The sequence below is a fragment of the Sinorhizobium terangae genome, assembly GCF_029714365.1.
Taxonomy (GTDB): domain Bacteria; phylum Pseudomonadota; class Alphaproteobacteria; order Rhizobiales; family Rhizobiaceae; genus Sinorhizobium; species Sinorhizobium terangae.
Genome location: NZ_CP121659.1, coordinates 3,778,547 through 3,796,579 on the forward strand (window position 1 = coordinate 3,778,547; position 18,033 = coordinate 3,796,579).

Genomic DNA, 18,033 nt, shown 5'->3' on the forward strand with positions numbered 1-18,033 from the left:
AGGAATGGATGATGCAAACCAACATGCGGCGAGAAATCGATGAGATCCCGGAAGCCGCTGCGCGGTTGCTGGAGGGTTCTGCCAACGCGCTGAAAGCGGCCGGTGCGGCGCTGAACGCCAAGGATCCCGCGTTCCTGGTGACGATCGCCCGCGGCTCCTCCGATCATGCGGCGCTGTTCCTGAAATATGCGATCGAGCTCACGGCCGGCCGCCCGGTCGCTTCGCTCGGGCCGTCGCTCGCCTCGATCTATGGCGCCAACCTCAAACTCGGCAGCGCGGCGGCAATCGCGATTTCCCAGTCAGGCAAGAGTCCCGACATCGTGGCGATGGCGCAATCGGCGACACGCGCCGGTGCGGTGTCGATCGCGCTCACGAACACGGTGCCCTCGCCGATCGCCGAGGTCTGCACCCATCCGCTCGATATTCTTGCCGGTCCCGAACTCGCCGTCGCCGCGACAAAGTCCTATGTTAACTCGATCGTCGCGGGCCTCACCGTACTCGGCGAATGGACGGGAGACGCGGCACTCAAGCGTGCCGTCGCCGACCTGCCGAACCAGTTCGCCAAGGCTGTGAAGCTCGATTGGCAGGACTTCGCCGCCGATCTCGGCGAGGCCGAATCGCTTTACGTGCTTGGCCGTGGCCCGGCGCTGGCGATCGCCAGCGAAGCGGCGTTGAAGTTCAAGGAAACGTCCGGCGTGCATGCCGAAGCCTATTCCTCGGCGGAGGTGCTGCATGGTCCGGTGGCGCTGGTCGGGGCCAAATTTCCAGTGCTGGCGCTCGCCGCCCGGGACGCGGCAGAGGCCTCGGTGGCCGAAAGCGCCGATGGCATGAGCACCAAGGGTGCGGTCGTGCATGTCACTTCGGCGCGGGCCCAGAAGGCGAAACGCCTGCCCTTCGTCGAAACGGGACATCCGATCACCGATGCGCTGACGCTGATTCTGCCGTTCTACGGTTTCGTCGAAGCCTGGTCGCGTTCGCGCGGCCTCAATCCGGATGCGCCGGAAAGCCTCAAGAAGGTAACGGAGACACGATGACTGCGAAGAAGAAAATCACCGGCGCGCGGATCTTCGACGGCATCGACTGGCACGACGGCGCGGTCCTCGTTGTAGAGGCGGGCCGGGTGAAGGCGATCGTTCCGGCATCCGCCGCACCCGCCGATGCCGATATGGTCGACGCGCACGGCCTGCTTCTCGTTCCGGGTTTCATCGACCTGCAGGTCAACGGCGGCGGCGGCGCGCTCCTCAACGAGCAACCGACGCTCGACGGCATTCGGCAAATTTGCGCCGCGCATGCGAAATTCGGCACCACCGCGCTGCTGCCGACGCTGATCACCGACACCCGCGAAGTGCGGACTGCGGCCATTCAGGCCGGCCTCGAGGCGAAGAAGGCTGCCGTCGCCGGCTTTCTCGGCCTGCATCTTGAAGGCCCCCATCTTTCGATCGCCCGCAAGGGGGCGCATGATCCGTCGCTCATTCGCCCGATGGACGATGCCGACCTTGGGGAAATGGTCGCCTGCGCGCGTGCCCTGGGCTGCCTGATGGTGACGGTTGCCCCGGAAACCGCGACGCGAGAGCAGGTGCGCGCCCTTTGTGACGCCGGCGTCGTCGTCAGCCTGGGTCATACGGATGTCGGCTACGACACGGCTTGCAGCTACGCCAGGGCCGGCGCCCGCACGGTCACCCATCTCTTCAACGCGATGAGCGGTCTCGGCCACCGCGAACCCGGCGTCGTCGGCGCGGCGCTCGCGACGGGCACGCTGCATGCCGGTTTGATCGCCGACGGCTTCCATGTCGATCCGGCGTCGATGGGCATCGCGCTTAGGGGCAAGAAGGGTCCGGGGCAGATTTTCCTGGTGACCGACGCGATGTCGCCGATCGGCACCGACATGACCACCTTCCATCTCAACGGCCGCGAAATCCTGCGCCAGGGCGGCCGCCTGACGCTCGCCGACGGGACGCTTGCCGGAGCAGACATCGACATGCTGTCCTCGGTCCGCTTCGTACACGAAAAACTCGGCCTGCCGATCGAGGAGGCGATCCGCATGGCCTCCGCCTACCCGGCCGATGTCATGGGCATTGCCTCCCATAAGGGACGGCTCTTGCCCGGGACGGACGCCGACTTCGTGCTGTTGACGCCGGAACTTGGCATGAGTTCCACCTGGATCGGCGGAGAGCAGGTCTTTTCGGCGTAATGCCTCGGCTGTAGCTGGGATTAGTGGAGGCGGCTTTGAGTCCCCTCCCCAACCCCTCCCCACAAGGGGGAGGGGCTTTTGCGCCGGCGCAACGGCCCACCATCTTTGAACCACCGGGTTTGTCGCAACGCGGAAAAGGGCGCGAAGACGGTGCGGCGGATTAAGTCCCTCCCCTTTGTGGGGAGGGGTTGGGGAGGGGTGGTCTCCGGGCGGTTCGACTCAATTTAGATGCGGACGGCACCAATCCGCGCCTTCAGTGCCTTGACGGTCGCCGCATCCGTCCGGCGCCCCTCTCCCGAGACGAAGCCCATTGCCACCAGCCGCGGGTCCTGAGCCGGCTCACGAACAGAGCAGGAGGAGTGGACCTCCGTTACGGCGAGCCTCGGCAGCAGCGCATCGATCGTGTCGACGCTAACGCCGGCGCCGGGTATCACGGAAATCCGGCCTGCCGCCAGTTCGACGAGGCGCGCCAGGGTGTCGACCGCTTCCGGCGCGCTTTTCGCGCCGCCCGAGGTCAAAATTCTTTCAAATCCCAAGTCTTCTGCGATCGCTATCGCCTCGGCGAAATCCGGAACGAGATCGAAGGCTCGATGAAGTGTCAGCCCCAATCCCGCCGCGTGGCCGGTAAGCTTGCGGAGCATCCGCGCGTCGAGCCGGCCATCTGCGAGCGATGCGCCGAGGACGACCCCTGCAAGCCCGGCGTCGCGGGCCGCATCGATGTCCCGGCGCATGGCGTCGAGATCGGTTGGGCCGTAGACGAAATCGCCGGGGCGGGGACGGATCATTGCGTAGACCGGCACCGGAGGGGGACCGGCGAGCGCCATCAATCCCGGGCTTGGCGTCAAGCCGCCGACGGCAAGGGCCGAGCAGAGCTCGATCCGATCGGCGCCGCCCTCGATCGCTGCCGCCAGGCCGTCGGGGTCGTCGACGCAGACTTCGAGCAGGATGCCGCTCATGCGCCCTTTCCTCCAAAGCCGAGCAACGCCGCGCCGATCAGGCCCGATTCCAGCCGGCATTCCCCGCGCACGACCAGCGGCCGATCAAACTGCCGGAGGATTCGGTCGCGCACGGCGCCGTCGATTTCGCCAAGCAGGGCTTCCGAGTTGGAAAGGCCGCCGCCGACCGGCACGACGGTCGCGCCGGTTATGTTGATGACGAGCGCCAGGGGCGAACTGATGAGATCGACAAAAACATCGATCGTGCGTGCTGCTTCTTCGTTGCCGTTCTGCCAGGCCTCGATGATCTCGTGGCTGGAGAGGGACTTGCCGTGCACCGTCATGTGCAGCCTTTCGAGCCCGCGCGCACCGCCGACGGTGTCGACGCAGCCGCGCTGCCCGCAACCGCAGTCGAAGATCGGTATGGAAATGGGCGGATGTCCCGCCTCGGAGGCGACGGCGGGCGCATGCCCCCATTCGCCGGCAAAGCCGCCATCGGCATTGATCAGCTTGCCGTCGACCACCAGGCCGCCACCGACCCCGGTACCAAGGATCGCACCGAAGACGATCCGGTGACCGCGCCCTGCACCGATGCCGGCCTCCGCAAGCGCAAAGCAATCGGCGTCATTGGCTATCACCACGGGCAGGTGCAACGCGGCCTCGAGCTCGGCGGCAAGCTCCCGGCCGTCGATGCAGGGAATGTTGGCGCATTTGATCCGGCGGGTCTGCGGATCGATGACGCCGGTGATCGAGATCGCGACCCTTTGCGGCAGGCCGCCCGCCTCGTCGAGCACCGACTCGAGTGTCGCGACAAAGCGGCGAAAGTCGTTAAGCGGCGTGGTGCGCCGCGGCAGAGGGAATATCCGTTCCGGCGAGTGCGTAATGGCACCCTTGATCGCAGATCCGCCGATGTCGAAGCAGATGATCATGCCTCACCCCGGATGGTCGCCTCGGCAGCAAGCGCCGCGCCAAGCAGCCGGTCGTCCTGGTGATGCGGTGCGGAGAGCAGGAAGCCGACCGGCATGCCGGCAGCGCCCGTCCCGCACGGGATGGAAACGCCGCAGAAATCGAGGAAATTGCCGATCAACGTATTGCGCAACGTCTTCGCGTTGATCTTGAAGAAAAGCTCGTCGTCGGAAAGAAGCGGTGCGACCGGCGGGGCGACATGCGGCAATGTCGGATGCGCGATCAGCTCGCCGAGCGCCAGGCTCTCGACCGTTTCATGAATCAATTGATCGCGTGCGTCGAGAAGGGCGATGTAATCACTGAGGGTGATCTTCTCGCCGAGCCGGGTGCGGGTGACGACACGCGGATCGATCTTTGCCGCTTCGGGGCCGGCGAGGCGCTCGCGGTGGAGGGCGTAGGCTTCAGCCGTCACCAGTGCGCCATGGCGCGCCATCAGATCGAACACGGCGGCAAAGCTCGGGAAGGCTGCGCGCCTGACTCTGACGCCGGCTGCTTCCAGCCTCTTGATCGCCGCCTCGAAGGCCGCGACCACCTCCGGTTCGGCCTCGTCGAAGACGATCGTTTCCGGAATGACAAGCGAGAGATCGGCAAGCTCGGCGCGGCGGATGACCGGCGCCGTCAGGCTGTGCATGGCGGCATCCGCCCACACCGCGTCCTGCACCGTATGGCAGAGGGGGCCGAGCGCATCGAGGCTCTCGGCGAGCGGAAACACGCCCTTGATCGCATAGCGGCCGCGCGTCGCCTTGTAGCCGACGATGCCGGTCATCGCCGCCGGGATGCGCACCGAGCCGCCCGTGTCCGTGCCGATCGCGAGCGGCACAAGGCCGGCGGCGACAGCCGCGGCCGAACCGGAGGAAGAGCCGCCGGGGATCCGATGCACACCGGGCGAGGCGGGATTGCGCGGCGTTCCATAGTGCGGGTTGATGCCGAGGCCGGAGAAGGCAAACTCGCTCATGTTCGTACGGCCGACGCTGACCATGCCGGCGGCCGCAAGCGCGCCGACCACGGGAGCGTCCGCCGCTGCGGGCGGGTTGTCCTTGAAGACGACGGAACCCGCCGTCGTCACGCTGCCGGCAAGGTCGAAAAGATCCTTCCAGGCGACGGGCAGCCCATCGAGCAGCCCGAGCGAGCGCCCGGCCTTGAGGCGGATCGAGGCGGCCTGCGCTTCCTTGATTGCACGCTCGCGCGTCAGCCCAACGAAGATCGACCGGTCCGGATGCGCTTCGATGCGATGAAACGTCTCTTCGACGAGTTTGACAGGATCGAGCTTGCCCGACTGAACAAGGACCGCGAGGCTCGCGAGCGTTTTCTGATTGGTCATTTGGTCTCCCTGGCTGGCCGCGGGACATTTCCGGCGCAACGCAGCCCTGCATCGATTTTAGGCATAGCATATCGCCCTGCGCCCCGTTTGCCAGCGGCCGGGAGAATGATCCGCGATTTTTGCGTGGCGAGACGGCGGTGCGGTACGGCCGGCAGCGCCCCGTGGACCGTCGCTGGCGGCAATTGCTGCCTATCTTGCCGTTCGCAATCGACCTGCCTACATGGGCTTGAGCCACCTTCTGCATGTTTCCGTCAATCATAGCCCGATTGAAGGATGAAACATGCAGCAACTGAAAGTGCTGCAGCGTCCTTTGCGCGTCTTATCAGACGCGCGGCGCTGTTCTCGATGGAGAGCGGTCATGATTCTCGATGCGGCGCGGCTTGCCTTCGCCAATCTCTTTGCGGCGGAGACCCGCGCGGTCTTCTGGAAGGTCATCGGACTGACGTTGCTGGCGCTCGTCGCACTCTGGTTTGCGGTGCGCGAGCTGTTCGTCTGGCTGGCGCTGCCTTGGTTCGACACGCTGATGCCGGGCACGCCAGAATGGGCCGGCTGGCTCACATTCATCGTTGGCATCTTCGCGAGCCTGGGCCTGGCTCTGGCGCTCGCCCTACTACTCGCGCCGGTCACCGCACTCATCGCCGGCTTCTTCCTCGATGACGTTGCCGAGGTGATCGAGACGCGCGACTATCCCGATAGCGCGCCGGGCAAGCCGCTGCCGCTCGTGGCGGCAATGACCGGATCGGCGAAATTCCTGGGCGTCGTCATCCTCGGCAACATCGTTGCGCTCCTGCTGCTGCTCGTCCCGGGCGTCAATCTCATCGCCTTCTTTCTCGTCAACGGCTATCTGCTCGGGCGGGAATTTTTTGAGTTCGCCGCCATGCGCTATCGTCCGCCTGCCGAGGCCCGGCTCTTTCGTGTCAAGCACCGCTCGACCGTGTTTCTGGCGGGGCTTGTGCTGGCGGCCTTCCTGGCTGTGCCGCTGCTCAACCTGCTGACACCGCTCTTTGCTGCCGGCATGATGGTGCATCTCCACAAGAGGCTTTCGGCACGCGATCCCGGTTTTTCGCCTCAAAAGGCAGCAGTCGGCGCGTAGTGTCGATCGCTTGACAGCGCGTTCGTCTTGGACAACTTGCCGATAACCACAGGCGCAGGAGCAATCATATGAGCGACGCAGACGACCGGATCACGCGTCTCGAAGAAATGGTGGCGCACCAGACGAAGGTCATCGAGGAACTGTCGGACCAGTTGGCCGAGCAGTGGAAGGTGGTCGAACAGGCCCGGGCGAAGCTCGACCGCCTGACGGAGCGCTTCCTGAGTCTCGAGGAGCAGACGCGCGATGCGATACCGGTGACCCGCCCGCCGCATTACTAAGCCAGTCGAGAGAACGGGGCGCAAGCCGCGTTTCATGATGCTCCGCCGACAGCGCCGCGCGTCTTTTGAGACGCGCAAAGATCCGTAACAGTCGAAACGAATAGGCCGCCTGCTTCACTCGAAGCAGGCGGCCTCTTGATGTCAGGTCACCGCAATTAGTAGGGGCAGGATTCGGTGCTCATGTAGTCGTGCACCTGGACCTTGCCGGCAATGATGTCGGCCTTCACCTTTTCGACCGCGTCGTGCATCTCGGGCGTGATCAGGGCCTTGTTGTTGTCGTCGAGGGCATAGCCGACGCCGTCTTCCTTGAGGCCGAGGTTGGAAATGCCGAACTCGAACTTGTCGTTCTTGGCCGCCATGAAGGATTCATAGACGGCGACGTCGACGCGCTTCAGCATCGAGGTCAAAACCTTGCCTGGCTGCAGCATGTTCTGGTTGGAGTCGACGCCGATACCGAGCTTGCCGGCATCCGCTGCTGCCTGCAGAACGCCCACGCCGGTACCGCCGGCGGCGTGGTAGACGACGTCCGCGCCCTGGTCGATCTGGGACTTCGCGATTTCACCGCCCTTGACCGGATCGTTCCAGGCGTCCGGCGTCGTGCCGGTATAGGCCTCGAGCACCTTGACGTCCGCGCCAACCGACTTGGCGCCGCCGACATAGCCGCAGGCGAACTTGTGGATCAGCGGGATGTCCATGCCTCCGACAAAGCTGACTGTCTTCGACTTGGAGGCGAGACCGGCAAGCACGCCGACGAGATAGGAGCCTTCCTGCTCCTTGAAGACGATCGATTTGACGTTCGGCTTTTCGACCACCATGTCGATGATCGCGAATTTCGTATCCGGATATTCCGCGGCAATCTTCTCGAGCGATGCCGCCCAGTTGAAGCCGGCCATCACGATCGGGCTGTTGCCGTCGCTGGCGAAGCGGCGCAGCGCCTGTTCGCGCTGGGCATCGTTGGCGATCTCGAATTCGCGGTATTCGATACCGGATTCGGTCTTGAACTTTTCGGCGCCGTTAAATGCCGCTTCGTTGAAGGATTTGTCGAACTTGCCGCCGAGATCGTAGATGATCGCCGGCTTGATGTCGGCGGCCAGTGCCGTCGCGGACATCATGGAGAAAGCAAAGAGACCGAGAATGGTTTTTTTCATCGTGCAGCCCTGTTGTGCTATTGATCTTATCGGGTCTGGCGGCAGCCCAGCCAAGGCCCCCTCCGCGCAACCCGCCCCTCTCTTGTTAAGGCTTGGGTGGGCGCATCCTTGCACGGCTTCCGCAAAAAAACACTCAAAATTTTTCGGATGGTAAAAAAGATACGGCGCCCGGCGAGAGGTCGCCGGACGCTCATTCCAAGGGGCAATCGGCACGCCGTTCCTACAGCGCCGCGCATCTAACCAGACTCGGCGCTATAGCCGCGATCAGGCGGCAAATCGCCCGGCGGCGGGGCGTTTCTTGTAACCTGCCATCCACAGCAGCAGGGCGAGCGCCAAGAACACCGCGAAAGCGGGCCGGGCAAGGAGCCATTGCAGCGCCGCCAGCCAGATGGCAGGGCCGGCGTCGGTGCGCTGCAGGCCGTGCACCCAGTTGAGTGCATCCGGGCCAAGGGCGGCTATGGCATCGGCGAGCGAGGTCATTGCCGGCTGCGAGGCGGCAACCGACTGGATCGCGTCGACGGTCCCGGCAAGCACGGCCACCGCCAGCGCGAGAAAGCTTGCAAGCCTCAGCAGCAACCGCATCTTCGTCCCTTCGGCCTCCATAGCCCGATGCGCGCCGATGCGCGCTTCTCCGATCATTTACGCTTGTGCGCCAAGAAATAGTCGCCGCAAGTTGCGAGTGCAACGGTCGACTTCGCCAAGGCCATCGCACAAGATGTCAATAAACTGTCAGAAAGCAGTTGATCCCGCGTCGATCATCGGTATATATCGCGCCCGTCCGCCGCTTCGTCCGGCGCACGCCGGAAGAGCTTGCTCTTCCCCATCCAGCCGGATTGACCAGCGGCTGCTTCAAGGATGGACAGGTGGCCGAGTGGTTGAAGGCGCACGCCTGGAACGCGTGTATACGTGAAAGCGTATCGAGGGTTCGAATCCCTCTCTGTCCGCCATCAACCTTTCCCAAGCGCCCTTATCCGAGAATTTGGACGACCTCGCCACGCTGGTTGATCGTGCGGCTTAGAATGATTGCAATGCCCCGATCGGGCCTCGAGCGGGAAGGCGTGATCTCGACGACCTCGCTCTCGACGTGCATGTATCGCCAGGACGCGTTGGGGCAGGCCACTTCATTTGATCACCTTGCCGCGAGAGACGATCGACCGCTCAGTGGGCGCCGCCCGCAGCGCCGGCTCCGACCTGGATCTTTCTCGTAAAGAGCAGCACGACGGCGGCGAGCGCAAGGACCGTTCCGATCACGGCGAACGTGTCGCTGAATCCGAGGATCAGAGCCTGGCGGCGCACCGTCGCGCCGATCGCGGCGATCGCCTTGTGTTGCGCAACAGCGATGTCGGAAACACCATGTGCCATGAAGTATTGCGTCAAATCGCCGATCCTGTCGCGCACCTCATCGCGATAAATCGTGACGGATTGGCCGATGATGTTCGAATGGAACTGCTCGCGCTTGGTCAATACCGTTGCGAGCGTAGCTGTGCCAACTGCACCACCCAAATTGCGCAGCATGTTGGAAAGGCCCGAAGCGGCAGCCGCCTCGCTCGGGGCAATGCCGGCTGTCGTGATCACGGTGATTGGCGTCAACACTAACGCCTGACCTATGGCGCGCACGATGTTGGGCACGAAAAACTGGTCGCCGGCGCTATCGAGCGACAGGGTAATGTTCATGAAACAGCTTGCCGCAAAGATGCTGATGCCGACGAAGCCGATGTAGCGTGCGTCAAACCGCTTCATTAGCAGCGGCACGAGCGGAATGATGAGGAGCTGTGGCAAGCCGGTCCAGGCGAGCACGAACCCGATCTGCTCGGCATTATAACGCTGCACCTGGCCGAGGTACTGGGGCAGGATGTAGACAGTGCCGAACAGCGCGACGCCGACCAGCACGTTGACGAGAACGCCCACGCCGAAGTTGCGTTGCTTGAGCAGGCGCAACTGAACCAGTGGCTTTGCAACCGTCAGCTCGATGACGACGAAGGCGGTGAGGAACACGGCTGCTGTCACGGCGAGCTTGACGATGAACGGCGACTGGAACCAGTCGTCCTTGTTGCCCTCTTCGAGCACCGTCTGCAGCGCCGAAAGCCCGATCGCCATAGTGACGATGCCGGCCCAGTCGCCTTCCTTGAGCAGCGAAAGCTGCATGGGCTTCTTCTCGAGCGTAAAATAGAGCGCGATGACCATCACGAGGCTGGGCGGTGTATTGACGAAGAAGATGGACTGCCAGCCGTAGTTCTCCGTGAGATAGCCGCCAATGGTCGGGCCGATCGCCGGCGCGAAGGTGACCGACAGCGCAAACAGTGCCAACCCGAACGGTTGCTGCGCCTTTGGCAGCTTGGTCAAAACCATGGTGAAGGCCATGGGGATGAGCACGCCGCCGGCGAAGCCCTGCAGGCCGCGCAGCGCGATCATCGAGCCGAGATCATGGGCGAAGGCGCAGGCGGCGGAAAAAAGAGGGAACAGGATGGCGTTCGCCAGCATGTAGCGTCGGAAGGAAAAGACCCGACTGAGGTAATCGGTGAGCGGGATCACCACGATCTCGCCGATTAGATAGGAGGTCGATATCCAGGCGCCATTATCGACGCCGGTGCCGATGCCGCCCTCGATATCGAGCAGCGAGGCGTTGGTGATCTGGATGTTGAGGATCGCCATGAACGCGCCGATCAGGCCGGCGAGCACTGCGATCCATGCTGTGGTGCTCGCGTTCTCGGAAAGAGTCGCAGCCGTTGCGACGGCGCCGGGGGAGCCGGACGAAAGCGTTTGCGTCGTGTTGGACATCGCACCCTCCTGCCAAGTTTTGGCTGGTGAGACGGGCGTCTGACGCCCTCAGTTTATGTGTTTCGGCACCGAGGCAACCTCGGTCGCGGCGGATTTGGTGTCGATGGTCGGGTAGACAGACATACCCGGCCGCAGCACCACCGAAGCCGGGCTGTCGTGATCAAGCGCGATCTTCACAGGTATGCGCTGCACCACCTTCGTGAAGTTGCCCGTGGCATTGTCCGGCGGCAGCAGCGCAAACTCCTGACCGCTCGCCGGCGAGATGCTGTCCACGTGCCCCTTGAAGACCAGCCCGGGAAACGTGTCCACCTCGATTTCCACCCTCTGTCCGGGGCGGACGTCGGTGAGCTGGGTTTCCTTGTAGTTTGCGACGATATAGGCGGCATCCGTCGGCACGACCGCCATAAGCTGCGTACCCGCCTGGACATATTGACCGACACGCAAGGTGCGGTTGCCGATCACGCCGTCGATGGGCGCTGCGAGAGCGGTGTAGGAGAGGTTCAATTCGGCCTGATCCTCGGCCGCCTTGGCGCTGTCGAGCGCCGCCTTCGCTTGGGCGAGCTCCGCCTTTATCACGTCGAGCTGCTTGGTTGCATTGGCGAGCGCTGCGCTATCGCGCGTCACCGCCGCCCGCGCGGCGGCGATGCGGGAGGCGGCCTGCTGCGCGTTCTGGATAGTGCCGAAACCCTGCTTCGCGAGCTCGGCATAGCGCTTGTCGTCATGCTCGGCGAAGGTCTCGTCGGCCTTATCGGCCTCGACCGTCGCCTTCGCCGCGTCGATCGCGGATTGCTGGGCGATGAGAGCCGACTGCTTGTTGGCGATATTGGCCTTGGCCGCCTCAACCTCGGCTTTTGCCTGCTCGAGGTTGACCTTGTAGTCACGGTCATCGATGTGGGCGAGGATCTGCCCCGCCTTTACCGGCTCGTTGTCGCCCACGAGCACCGCGGCGATGTAACCGGAGACCTTCGGAGCAATCGTCGTGCTGTCAGCCTTGACGTAGGCGTCGTCCGTCGAAATTTCGAAGCGGCCGACGGTCCAGTACTGCCACCCGAAATCGGCTGTGCCCGCCAAGGCAGCGACGCCCACCGACGCGAACAGCAGGGCACGCAGCCACCGCTTGCGTGACGCGTTCGGCCCAGTCTCAGCCGTCGCGGGAGGCATGGGAACAAGCTCGCGGGGCATGTCTATCCCCGGCGCCGCCTCGGCAGTAGGCAAGGGATTCTCGGCAGTGAAGACTGACTGGTGCTGGCTCATGTCCGGTTCCTTCCCGGTGTCGCGGGCGAAATGCGCCGTCCGCAAATTAGGAAAATTGACATTTTCTAAAATATGCAGGAATATTCCGGAAGTCAACGGAATTTGGAAAATGATCATGGTTCATAATACCAAAGTCGCAAAACGCCGCGGACGACCGCAGATCCGGCCGGACGAGGAGACGCGACGGCTGGTCATTGACGCCGCGCGCCAGGAGTTTCACGCCAATGGCTATGCCGGCGCCAGCATGGCACGTGTGGCGGAGCGCGCCGGCGTCTCCACCAAGACGATGTATCGTTTGATCCCAACCAAGGAGGAGTTGTTCGGAAGTGTCATCTCCGAGCGCATTTCGCGCTATATGCTGGAACTGGACGAGGAGCATCTCGACATGCTTCCGCTCGAGCGAGCCCTCGAGCACATACTCTTCACCTACGGGACCCTGACCCTGGACGAGGACACGGTCTTAAGTCTTCGTCTCGTCTTCGCCGAATGCGATCGCTTTCCGGAGATCGCCGCGGCTTTCTCGGAGCTCGCTATCCGTCGCACGACCGAAAGCATGGAGGCGTGGCTGAAGCGACAGCTCGACCGCCGAGAAATCGAGATCGACGATCCGTCGACAGCCATCGGAATGCTCAGAGGCATGATGATCATGGAACCGCAGCGCGCCGTCATGCTGGGCCAGCGTAGGCCGCCAGATCGCGCCGAGATCGCCGGGCGGGCTCGCTATTGCGCGCGCCTTTTCCTGGACGGATGCCGGCCGCGGCGCTTCTCCGGACAGGAAACCACTGGCTCGGAGCAACGTCTCGGTCCGCCCCGGTAAGTTTCCTTGCGGGAGGTCTTGAACGGATGGCTGTCTCGGGCGAGCGCAGGAACTGATCGTATGTAACGCCTGCAGGCTGCAGCGACGCAGCAAGCCATCTATCGCTGCCGGACCATGCTTGCCATCATTGACCTCAGTGGATCGATCTTGCCGCTTCCCATCGCCGAAACCGGATTTCGCAAAGCCACTTGTTCGTCAAAATCCATCGCGGCAACCTGATGCGCAAGATGCAGGCCCGATCACTCGCCGATCGCGTGCGCGATACCTCCGCCTCTCGCTATGGCAGCGCGAGTTGAACGGGTCGGCGCGGCAGACTTCGCGCCAGCCGTTCCCGCCTCTCAACCTGATCGGCGCACCGTCGGCCGCTGGAAACTCCGCCCCCGGGGTACGGACATGCGATCTGGCGGTGCTTTATGCGCCCCTTGGACGCGGCGCCGAAGGCTGCCGCTACCGGACGGATTGCACAGCGTCGGTGACGCGCGCGATGACCTTGATTTCGAAATCAAAGCCGGCGAGCCAATTGACACCGACTGCCGTCCAGTTCGGATAGGGAGCCTCGCTGAATATCTTGTTCTTTACGCCCATTATTGTCTCGAACTGCCTTTCGGGATCGGTGTGGAAGGTTGTGATGTCAACGATATCGTCGAAGGTGCAGCCTGCCGCCTTCAGGGTCGCTTCAAGATTATCGAATGCGAGTTGCACCTGGCGTCCGAAGTCCGGTTCAGGCGTTCCATCCTCGCGGCTGCCCACCTGGCCGGAGACGAACAACAGGTCACCGGACCGGATCGCCGCGGAATAGCCGTGCGCCTCGTAAAGAGCATGTCTGTTTGCGGGAAAGATCGCATCGCGTTTGGTCATTTGTCTGGTTTCCTTGAAATTGCTGGCGCCTTTGAAGCTGATGAGATACGCGCGACGTTGCGGGGAGCTTCACAAACTTCGCCTTATTTGATATACGTCGCGTATACAGACTAGTTCGGATACGACGGGTATGTCAATCAACATACGTAGCGTATATGAAATTTGAGGGCAGGATGGCAAAACGCCGCCACGAGATGATGGAAGAGAATCGCGCCAAGCTGATTACCGCGGCGCGAAAGGCCTTCGCCGAGAAGGGTTATGCCGGGGCATCTATGGACGAGCTGACAGCCGATGTCGGCCTGACGCGAGGCGCGCTTTACCACAATTTCGGAGACAAGCGTGGGCTTCTGGCTGCGGTCGTAAACCAGATTGACGGTGAAATGGCCTCACGAGCCAAAGAGATCGGCGCTCGGGCAGAAAACGATTGGCAGGGGCTGCTCGCCGAGGGCATCGCCTATATCGAGATGGCCCTCGATCCTGAAGTGCAGCGGGTCGTACTGCTCGATGGACCTGCGGTGCTCGGCGATCCGTCGAAATGGCCCAGTCAGAGCAGTTGCCTTCATGCGACACGGCTGACAGTGGAGCGGTTGCTGGAAGCTGAAGTTTTCAAACCGGTTGACGCGGAGGCCGCGGCGAGACTCCTTAGTGGTGCGGCGCTGAACGCAGCCCTTTGGGTTGCCGCCAGCGACAATCCGAAGGAAGTCCTGCCAAAGGCCATCGACGCTTTCCGGTCAATGGCCTCCGGCCTGCTTGCGGCTGAAAGATAAGGCTGCTGTGACGAGAGCCGGCATCCAAGGAAACAGGCAGCAGGATCGCGCTGCGGCGTGAGCGGTGATCGCTGCAGTCCGGTCATGCGGGCGGTGAAGCCGCTTTGTCTTCACCTCCATTCGGCTGCGGGAAATAGGCATATCGCAGCCACGCCAAGCCATGCGCCAGGAAATCGATCCCGAGCAAGAGCGCCAGGACCCAAGGAACCATCTTCGGGAATTCGGCCAGGATCACCAACCCTGCGCCGGCGCCGAAGACTCCCGACAGCATCATGGTCCATCCTGCCTCACGCCAGTGGCTTATGCTGAGCAGCATTCTGACGATGCCGGAGAAGATGAACAGCAGGCCGATCGCCTGCACGCCATCGCCATGGGCACTGGCGCGCAGGCGACGGGTGCAAACAGCATCAGCATTGGCACGGGCAATATCGTCAGCGGCGCAAATTCCGCCGCCATCGGCGATCCGAGTACCATTACCGGCTCCGGCTCCTAGTCGCTCGGCAACAACAACACCATAAACGCCAACAACGCATTCGTGGTTGGCAGCGGCGTGACGGTCGCCTCCGGTCTCGCCGGCGCGGTGGTGCTCGGCAATGGTTCGACCGTCTCGGCGGCGGTGGCAACGCCCAACACCGTGATCGGCGGCACGACCTACACCTTCGCCGGTACCGCCCCGACGAGCACGGTCAGCGTCGGTGCGGTCGGTGCGGAGCGCACCATCACCAATGATCCAAAGTGTCGCTTGCGCGTCTGATAAGACGCGCGGCGCTGTAGCGCGTTGCTCTGCGTTGCGAATTCAAACATGATGTTGGCTGCTGAATGCGTGAAATACGACGTGCCTTCGCCATGTCCCGTGTGCTGATCATCGTCGGACTTGTTATCGTTGCGGTCGGTATTTTCTGGCCTTGGCTCACGCGTATCGGCCTCGGTCGATTGCCCGGCGATATCCTCATCGAGCGCGAGAATTTCACCATATACATCCCGATCACCACCGGCTTGCTTTTCAGCATCGTGCTCTCGGTCATACTGTGGCTGATCAATCGTTAGAGCGGGATGAGGAAAAGCGTGAGCGGTTTTCCGCCCGCATCCCGCGTCTTATTAGAATCGGTCACGTTTATGATTTTAGGTCGATTCGACCTAAAAACATCGTGATCTAGCGGAGCGCTCGAATTCAGCTGGCGCAGCGCCCATCGACGCATTCATCGCTCCACCAGTGCCTTGAGCCGCGCCAGTGCCTCGTCCCACTGTGCGGAAACTCTGTCGAGATACGATCGTGCCTCGGCGATCGGGCCGGGCCGGTAGCCGAACTGGCTTTCGCGGCCGACGCGGATGCTTTGGACGAGGCCGGCGCGTTCCAGCACGTGCAGGTGTTTGGTCACGGCCTGCCGCGTCAGCTTCGTGTCGGCCGAAAGCATGGCGATCGATCGTGTCGCGCCATCGCTGAGTTTCGTCAGAAGCGAAAGGCGGGTCGGGTCGCCGAGCGCGGCGAAGACCTCGACCGGGCCGCGATCGATAGGTTCAGGCTTCGACATAGGCCTTGATGTTTCCCGCCTGGATCTCCCATCCGCCTTCGTTGCCGCGCAAGGTCTCCATGCGGCGATCTTCCGGCAGCGCTTCGAAGCCGGATTCGACGATGGTGAGACGCGTGCCCTGCGTCGTTGGCTCGAGGCGGAATTCCACGAGCGTGGATGGGGATGTCGAAAGATCCTCGCCGTGCGGCCATCGGAAGGAAAACAATGTCGGAGCCTCCATCCGCTCCGTCACCGACGTCCACTTGGTGCCCTCGTGGCCGGGATAGGTCATTTCCCCGGTCGTTTTTTCGCCTACGACGAAGGGTCCGTCGAGCCTTACCCGGAACCATTCGCCGAACGCCTTATGATCCGTCAGCGCATGCCAAACCTTTTCGATCGGCGCGTTGAGCTCAATGCTCTTCTCGATGCGATCTGTCATGATGCAACCTCCTGGTTGCCAATATTCTTGCAGGTGGAAACGAAAAAGGCAACCAAAAGGTTGCCTTTTATGGAATTGGTGTCTTCCGAGAGAGTGCGCTCAGTCGGTTGAGTCGCCCGGCCGTACGGTCAGCCGGTTTTCGACACCCGAAACGCCGATCACCGAGGCGGCGGCCTCTCCGGCGCTGGCAATGTCAGCCTCCTCGGCGACATTGCCGGAAAGCACGACCGTCCCGCGCAGCGCCATGACGGAAATTCCGCTCGTGTCCACGAAGGTCGCATAGCGAATGTAGCGCAGGACCTTCTCGGCCAGATCGTCGTCGGTGAGATGCGGATCGTCGTCCCGATGTGAGTAAATGGTCTTCTCTGTCGACATCAGCGTTTTCCCGGTCGTTCATAAAAACGCTTGCGCCAACCGAATGTTCCGGGCCCGAGCTGCCGGCGAGCAGCACCACAACCTACTGCATGTTTCCAAAAACATGCAGCAATTCAAAGTGCTACGGCGTGCTTTGCGCCTCTGAAAAGGCGCACGGCGCTGTGGGCTGCCGTCTGTCCTCCAATGCACCCTTGCCTCGATCGACAGAACAGGTCTATGCCTCTGCCTCCACTCAAGGCTCACCATGTCCGATATTTTCCTGAATGTTCTTCCGATCTTCGTCCTGATCCTGACCGGCTGGCTGGTCGTGCGGCTCGGCTATCTGAATCCGGCTGTCGGCGATGCGCTCGGCGATTTTGTCTTTCGCATCGCCGTTCCGGTCCTCTTGTTCCGCACGATTGCCGAAGCCGATTTCAAGGAGGGCTCGCCCTGGCCGCTTTGGGTCGCCTATTTTTCCGGTGTCGCCGTTACCTGGACAGCCGGCCACCTGGCGGCGACCTTTGCCTTCGGGCGTGACGCGCGCGTGGGGGTGCTCGCAGGCGTGTCCTCCGCCTTCGCCAACACCGTTTTCATAGGGCTGCCGCTGGTTTCGCGCGTGGTCGGCGAGGACGGCCTGGTGGCGCTGTCGATCCTGCTCTCCGTCCATCTGCCCGTCATGATGATCGCCGGCACCGTGCTGATGGAGCGTGCGGATCGCAAAACGAGCGGCAAGCCGAGGCAAAGCCCGTTGAAGCTGCTTGCCGGCGTCGGACGCAATCTCGTTCGCAATCCGCTGGTGATCGGTCTCGCCTTCGGCGCGCTCTTCCATCTTCTGAACCAGCCGCTTGGCGGCCCGGTGAAGGCCGTCGTCGATCAACTCGCGGCGACTGCGGCGCCGGCCGCACTCGTGTCGATCGGCATGGCGCTCGATAAATACGGCCTGGCCGGAAACACCGGGCTTGCGGCCGTCACCAGCGCGCTAAAGCTGCTTGTGCTGCCCGGCGTCGTGTTTGGCGCCTGCCATCTCCTGGGGCTCAGCGACAGCTGGACGGCCGCGCTGGTTTTGACCTCCTCGGTGCCGACCGGCGTCAATGCCTGGCTGATCGCCAATCATTTCAATGTCGGCCATGCGCTCGCCTCCTCGACGATCACGCTGACGACGGCGCTGGGGGTGCTCAGCGTTTCGGCCTGGGCCTACCTGCTGCTGTGATCGACTCCAGTGAGTTAGGGGGCGGGGATGCGGCGCAAAACCGCGCATAGCCTCATCTCGGTCCGGGAACGAAAAAACCCGGCCAGAGGCCGGGCTTTTAGTCATCTCTCTCG

At 62.9% G+C, this 18,033-nt stretch carries 22 protein-coding genes and 1 tRNA gene; 11 read left to right on the forward strand and 12 right to left on the reverse strand.

All coding sequences use genetic code 11. The annotated features are described in order from the left end of the window. The first annotated feature begins 11 nt into the window (after nucleotides 1-11). A complete protein-coding gene (locus QA637_RS17715; protein WP_283064996.1) occupies nucleotides 12-1,034 on the forward strand; it encodes an SIS domain-containing protein in 1,023 nt (340 codons plus the stop codon). Continuing rightward, a complete protein-coding gene (gene nagA, locus QA637_RS17720; protein WP_283062561.1) occupies nucleotides 1,031-2,191 on the forward strand; it encodes an N-acetylglucosamine-6-phosphate deacetylase in 1,161 nt (386 codons plus the stop codon). The genes QA637_RS17715 and nagA overlap by 4 nt, the downstream gene beginning before the upstream one ends. A gap of 224 nt (nucleotides 2,192-2,415) precedes the next feature. Here nagA and QA637_RS17725 read toward each other — a convergent pair whose 3' ends face one another. The 3 genes from QA637_RS17725 to QA637_RS17735 are packed head-to-tail and all read right to left on the reverse strand — an operon-like array spanning nucleotide 2,416 to nucleotide 5,413. Further along, nucleotides 2,416-3,147 carry a copper homeostasis protein CutC gene (locus tag QA637_RS17725; RefSeq protein WP_283062563.1) on the reverse strand — a complete coding sequence of 244 codons (732 nt, stop codon included), beginning with the start codon at nucleotides 3,145-3,147 and terminating at the stop codon, nucleotides 2,416-2,418. After that, nucleotides 3,144-4,055 (reverse strand): ROK family protein, encoded by a 912-nt coding sequence (locus tag QA637_RS17730; protein ID WP_283062565.1) that lies wholly within the window; start codon nucleotides 4,053-4,055, stop codon nucleotides 3,144-3,146. The genes QA637_RS17725 and QA637_RS17730 overlap by 4 nt, the downstream gene beginning before the upstream one ends. Then, nucleotides 4,052-5,413: an amidase gene (locus QA637_RS17735; RefSeq protein ID WP_283062567.1), complete on the reverse strand. Its 1,362-nt coding sequence runs from the start codon at nucleotides 5,411-5,413 to the stop codon at nucleotides 4,052-4,054. Before QA637_RS17735 ends, QA637_RS17730 begins: the two co-directional genes overlap by 4 nt. A gap of 358 nt (nucleotides 5,414-5,771) precedes the next feature. Between QA637_RS17735 and QA637_RS17740 the strand changes: the two genes are divergently transcribed. After that, a complete protein-coding gene (locus QA637_RS17740; protein WP_283062568.1) occupies nucleotides 5,772-6,506 on the forward strand; it encodes a sulfate transporter family protein in 735 nt (244 codons plus the stop codon). A gap of 68 nt (nucleotides 6,507-6,574) precedes the next feature. After that, nucleotides 6,575-6,784, forward strand: a complete 210-nt coding sequence (locus QA637_RS17745) for a SlyX family protein (protein WP_153441187.1) — start codon at nucleotides 6,575-6,577, stop codon at nucleotides 6,782-6,784. 155 nt (nucleotides 6,785-6,939) lie between these two features. Here the strand turns inward: QA637_RS17745 and QA637_RS17750 are convergent, their stop codons facing one another. Further along, a complete protein-coding gene (locus QA637_RS17750; RefSeq protein WP_153441188.1) occupies nucleotides 6,940-7,932 on the reverse strand; it encodes a BMP family lipoprotein in 993 nt (330 codons plus the stop codon). A gap of 264 nt (nucleotides 7,933-8,196) precedes the next feature. Further along, nucleotides 8,197-8,514, reverse strand: a complete 318-nt coding sequence (locus tag QA637_RS17755; protein WP_283064997.1) for a hypothetical protein — start codon at nucleotides 8,512-8,514, stop codon at nucleotides 8,197-8,199. 275 nt (nucleotides 8,515-8,789) lie between these two features. Here QA637_RS17755 and QA637_RS17760 point away from each other — a divergent pair. Beyond that, nucleotides 8,790-8,879 (forward strand) — tRNA-Ser (locus QA637_RS17760). 211 nt (nucleotides 8,880-9,090) lie between these two features. Here QA637_RS17760 and QA637_RS17765 read toward each other — a convergent pair. Both QA637_RS17765 and QA637_RS17770 read right to left on the reverse strand, forming a co-directional pair. Next, a complete protein-coding gene (locus tag QA637_RS17765) occupies nucleotides 9,091-10,710 on the reverse strand; it encodes a DHA2 family efflux MFS transporter permease subunit (RefSeq protein ID WP_283062570.1) in 1,620 nt (539 codons plus the stop codon). A gap of 48 nt (nucleotides 10,711-10,758) precedes the next feature. Continuing rightward, nucleotides 10,759-11,964, reverse strand: coding sequence for an HlyD family secretion protein (locus QA637_RS17770; protein WP_283062572.1), 1,206 nt, complete (start codon nucleotides 11,962-11,964; stop codon nucleotides 10,759-10,761). Nucleotides 11,965-12,079: 115 nt separating this feature from the next. Here QA637_RS17770 and QA637_RS17775 point away from each other — a divergent pair, with 115 nt between their 5' ends. Next, nucleotides 12,080-12,781 (forward strand): TetR/AcrR family transcriptional regulator, encoded by a 702-nt coding sequence (locus tag QA637_RS17775; protein WP_283062574.1) that lies wholly within the window; start codon nucleotides 12,080-12,082, stop codon nucleotides 12,779-12,781. A gap of 447 nt (nucleotides 12,782-13,228) precedes the next feature. On the opposite strand, the gene QA637_RS17780 is transcribed toward QA637_RS17775, so the two are convergent. Continuing rightward, nucleotides 13,229-13,639 (reverse strand): RidA family protein, encoded by a 411-nt coding sequence (locus QA637_RS17780; protein WP_283062575.1) that lies wholly within the window; start codon nucleotides 13,637-13,639, stop codon nucleotides 13,229-13,231. 173 nt (nucleotides 13,640-13,812) lie between these two features. On the opposite strand from QA637_RS17780, the gene QA637_RS17785 reads away from it, so the two are divergent. After that, a complete protein-coding gene (locus tag QA637_RS17785; RefSeq protein WP_184108400.1) occupies nucleotides 13,813-14,406 on the forward strand; it encodes a TetR/AcrR family transcriptional regulator in 594 nt (197 codons plus the stop codon). Nucleotides 14,407-14,488: 82 nt separating this feature from the next. On the opposite strand, the gene QA637_RS17790 is transcribed toward QA637_RS17785, so the two are convergent. Then, nucleotides 14,489-14,767 carry a DUF308 domain-containing protein gene (locus QA637_RS17790; RefSeq protein ID WP_283065052.1) on the reverse strand — a complete coding sequence of 93 codons (279 nt, stop codon included), beginning with the start codon at nucleotides 14,765-14,767 and terminating at the stop codon, nucleotides 14,489-14,491. A gap of 9 nt (nucleotides 14,768-14,776) precedes the next feature. Between QA637_RS17790 and QA637_RS17795 the strand changes: the two genes are divergently transcribed. The 3 genes from QA637_RS17795 to QA637_RS17805 all read left to right on the forward strand — a co-directional run bounded on the left by QA637_RS17795 (nucleotide 14,777) and on the right by QA637_RS17805 (nucleotide 15,453). Then, nucleotides 14,777-14,899 carry a hypothetical protein gene (locus QA637_RS17795; RefSeq protein ID WP_283064998.1) on the forward strand — a complete coding sequence of 41 codons (123 nt, stop codon included), beginning with the start codon at nucleotides 14,777-14,779 and terminating at the stop codon, nucleotides 14,897-14,899. A gap of 42 nt (nucleotides 14,900-14,941) precedes the next feature. After that, nucleotides 14,942-15,160 carry a hypothetical protein gene (locus QA637_RS17800; RefSeq protein WP_283062577.1) on the forward strand — a complete coding sequence of 73 codons (219 nt, stop codon included), beginning with the start codon at nucleotides 14,942-14,944 and terminating at the stop codon, nucleotides 15,158-15,160. 65 nt (nucleotides 15,161-15,225) lie between these two features. Next, the gene (locus QA637_RS17805; RefSeq protein WP_428843112.1) at nucleotides 15,226-15,453 is read left to right on the forward strand and encodes a DUF2905 domain-containing protein; all 228 of its coding nucleotides are present in this window, start codon (nucleotides 15,226-15,228) and stop codon (nucleotides 15,451-15,453) included. Between the two features lie 152 nt (nucleotides 15,454-15,605). On the opposite strand, the gene QA637_RS17810 is transcribed toward QA637_RS17805, so the two are convergent. The 3 genes from QA637_RS17810 to QA637_RS17820 form a co-directional block, all read right to left on the reverse strand. Continuing rightward, a complete protein-coding gene (locus QA637_RS17810) occupies nucleotides 15,606-15,938 on the reverse strand; it encodes an ArsR/SmtB family transcription factor (protein WP_153442436.1) in 333 nt (110 codons plus the stop codon). Then, nucleotides 15,925-16,356, reverse strand: a complete 432-nt coding sequence (locus QA637_RS17815) for an SRPBCC family protein (RefSeq protein WP_283062582.1) — start codon at nucleotides 16,354-16,356, stop codon at nucleotides 15,925-15,927. The genes QA637_RS17810 and QA637_RS17815 overlap by 14 nt, the downstream gene beginning before the upstream one ends. Before the next feature lie 99 nt (nucleotides 16,357-16,455). Further along, nucleotides 16,456-16,731, reverse strand: a complete 276-nt coding sequence (locus QA637_RS17820; protein ID WP_283062584.1) for a BON domain-containing protein — start codon at nucleotides 16,729-16,731, stop codon at nucleotides 16,456-16,458. Nucleotides 16,732-16,975: 244 nt separating this feature from the next. Between QA637_RS17820 and QA637_RS17825 the strand changes: the two genes are divergently transcribed. Beyond that, on the forward strand, nucleotides 16,976-17,920 hold the full coding sequence (locus QA637_RS17825; RefSeq protein ID WP_283062585.1) for an AEC family transporter: 945 nt from the start codon (nucleotides 16,976-16,978) through the stop codon (nucleotides 17,918-17,920). Nucleotides 17,921-18,033: the final 113 nt, after the last annotated feature.

What these genes read in the sequence shown, in the direction of transcription:
- QA637_RS17715 (WP_283064996.1), top strand. Translation starts at nt 12, where the DNA reads ATGCAAACCAACATGCGGCGAGAAATCGATGAGATCCCGGAAGCCGCT.
- nagA (WP_283062561.1), top strand. Translation starts at nt 1,031, where the DNA reads ATGACTGCGAAGAAGAAAATCACCGGCGCGCGGATCTTCGACGGCATC.
- QA637_RS17725 (WP_283062563.1), bottom strand. Translation starts at nt 3,147, where the DNA reads ATGAGCGGCATCCTGCTCGAAGTCTGCGTCGACGACCCCGACGGCCTG.
- QA637_RS17730 (WP_283062565.1), bottom strand. Translation starts at nt 4,055, where the DNA reads ATGATCATCTGCTTCGACATCGGCGGATCTGCGATCAAGGGTGCCATT.
- QA637_RS17735 (WP_283062567.1), bottom strand. Translation starts at nt 5,413, where the DNA reads ATGACCAATCAGAAAACGCTCGCGAGCCTCGCGGTCCTTGTTCAGTCG.
- QA637_RS17740 (WP_283062568.1), top strand. Translation starts at nt 5,772, where the DNA reads ATGATTCTCGATGCGGCGCGGCTTGCCTTCGCCAATCTCTTTGCGGCG.
- QA637_RS17745 (WP_153441187.1), top strand. Translation starts at nt 6,575, where the DNA reads ATGAGCGACGCAGACGACCGGATCACGCGTCTCGAAGAAATGGTGGCG.
- QA637_RS17750 (WP_153441188.1), bottom strand. Translation starts at nt 7,932, where the DNA reads ATGAAAAAAACCATTCTCGGTCTCTTTGCTTTCTCCATGATGTCCGCG.
- QA637_RS17755 (WP_283064997.1), bottom strand. Translation starts at nt 8,514, where the DNA reads ATGCGGTTGCTGCTGAGGCTTGCAAGCTTTCTCGCGCTGGCGGTGGCC.
- QA637_RS17765 (WP_283062570.1), bottom strand. Translation starts at nt 10,710, where the DNA reads ATGTCCAACACGACGCAAACGCTTTCGTCCGGCTCCCCCGGCGCCGTC.
- QA637_RS17770 (WP_283062572.1), bottom strand. Translation starts at nt 11,964, where the DNA reads ATGAGCCAGCACCAGTCAGTCTTCACTGCCGAGAATCCCTTGCCTACT.
- QA637_RS17775 (WP_283062574.1), top strand. Translation starts at nt 12,080, where the DNA reads ATGGTTCATAATACCAAAGTCGCAAAACGCCGCGGACGACCGCAGATC.
- QA637_RS17780 (WP_283062575.1), bottom strand. Translation starts at nt 13,639, where the DNA reads ATGACCAAACGCGATGCGATCTTTCCCGCAAACAGACATGCTCTTTAC.
- QA637_RS17785 (WP_184108400.1), top strand. Translation starts at nt 13,813, where the DNA reads ATGGCAAAACGCCGCCACGAGATGATGGAAGAGAATCGCGCCAAGCTG.
- QA637_RS17795 (WP_283064998.1), top strand. Translation starts at nt 14,777, where the DNA reads ATGGGCACTGGCGCGCAGGCGACGGGTGCAAACAGCATCAGCATTGGC.
- QA637_RS17805 (WP_428843112.1), top strand. Translation starts at nt 15,226, where the DNA reads ATGCGTGAAATACGACGTGCCTTCGCCATGTCCCGTGTGCTGATCATC.
- QA637_RS17810 (WP_153442436.1), bottom strand. Translation starts at nt 15,938, where the DNA reads ATGTCGAAGCCTGAACCTATCGATCGCGGCCCGGTCGAGGTCTTCGCC.
- QA637_RS17815 (WP_283062582.1), bottom strand. Translation starts at nt 16,356, where the DNA reads ATGACAGATCGCATCGAGAAGAGCATTGAGCTCAACGCGCCGATCGAA.
- QA637_RS17820 (WP_283062584.1), bottom strand. Translation starts at nt 16,731, where the DNA reads ATGTCGACAGAGAAGACCATTTACTCACATCGGGACGACGATCCGCAT.
- QA637_RS17825 (WP_283062585.1), top strand. Translation starts at nt 16,976, where the DNA reads ATGTCCGATATTTTCCTGAATGTTCTTCCGATCTTCGTCCTGATCCTG.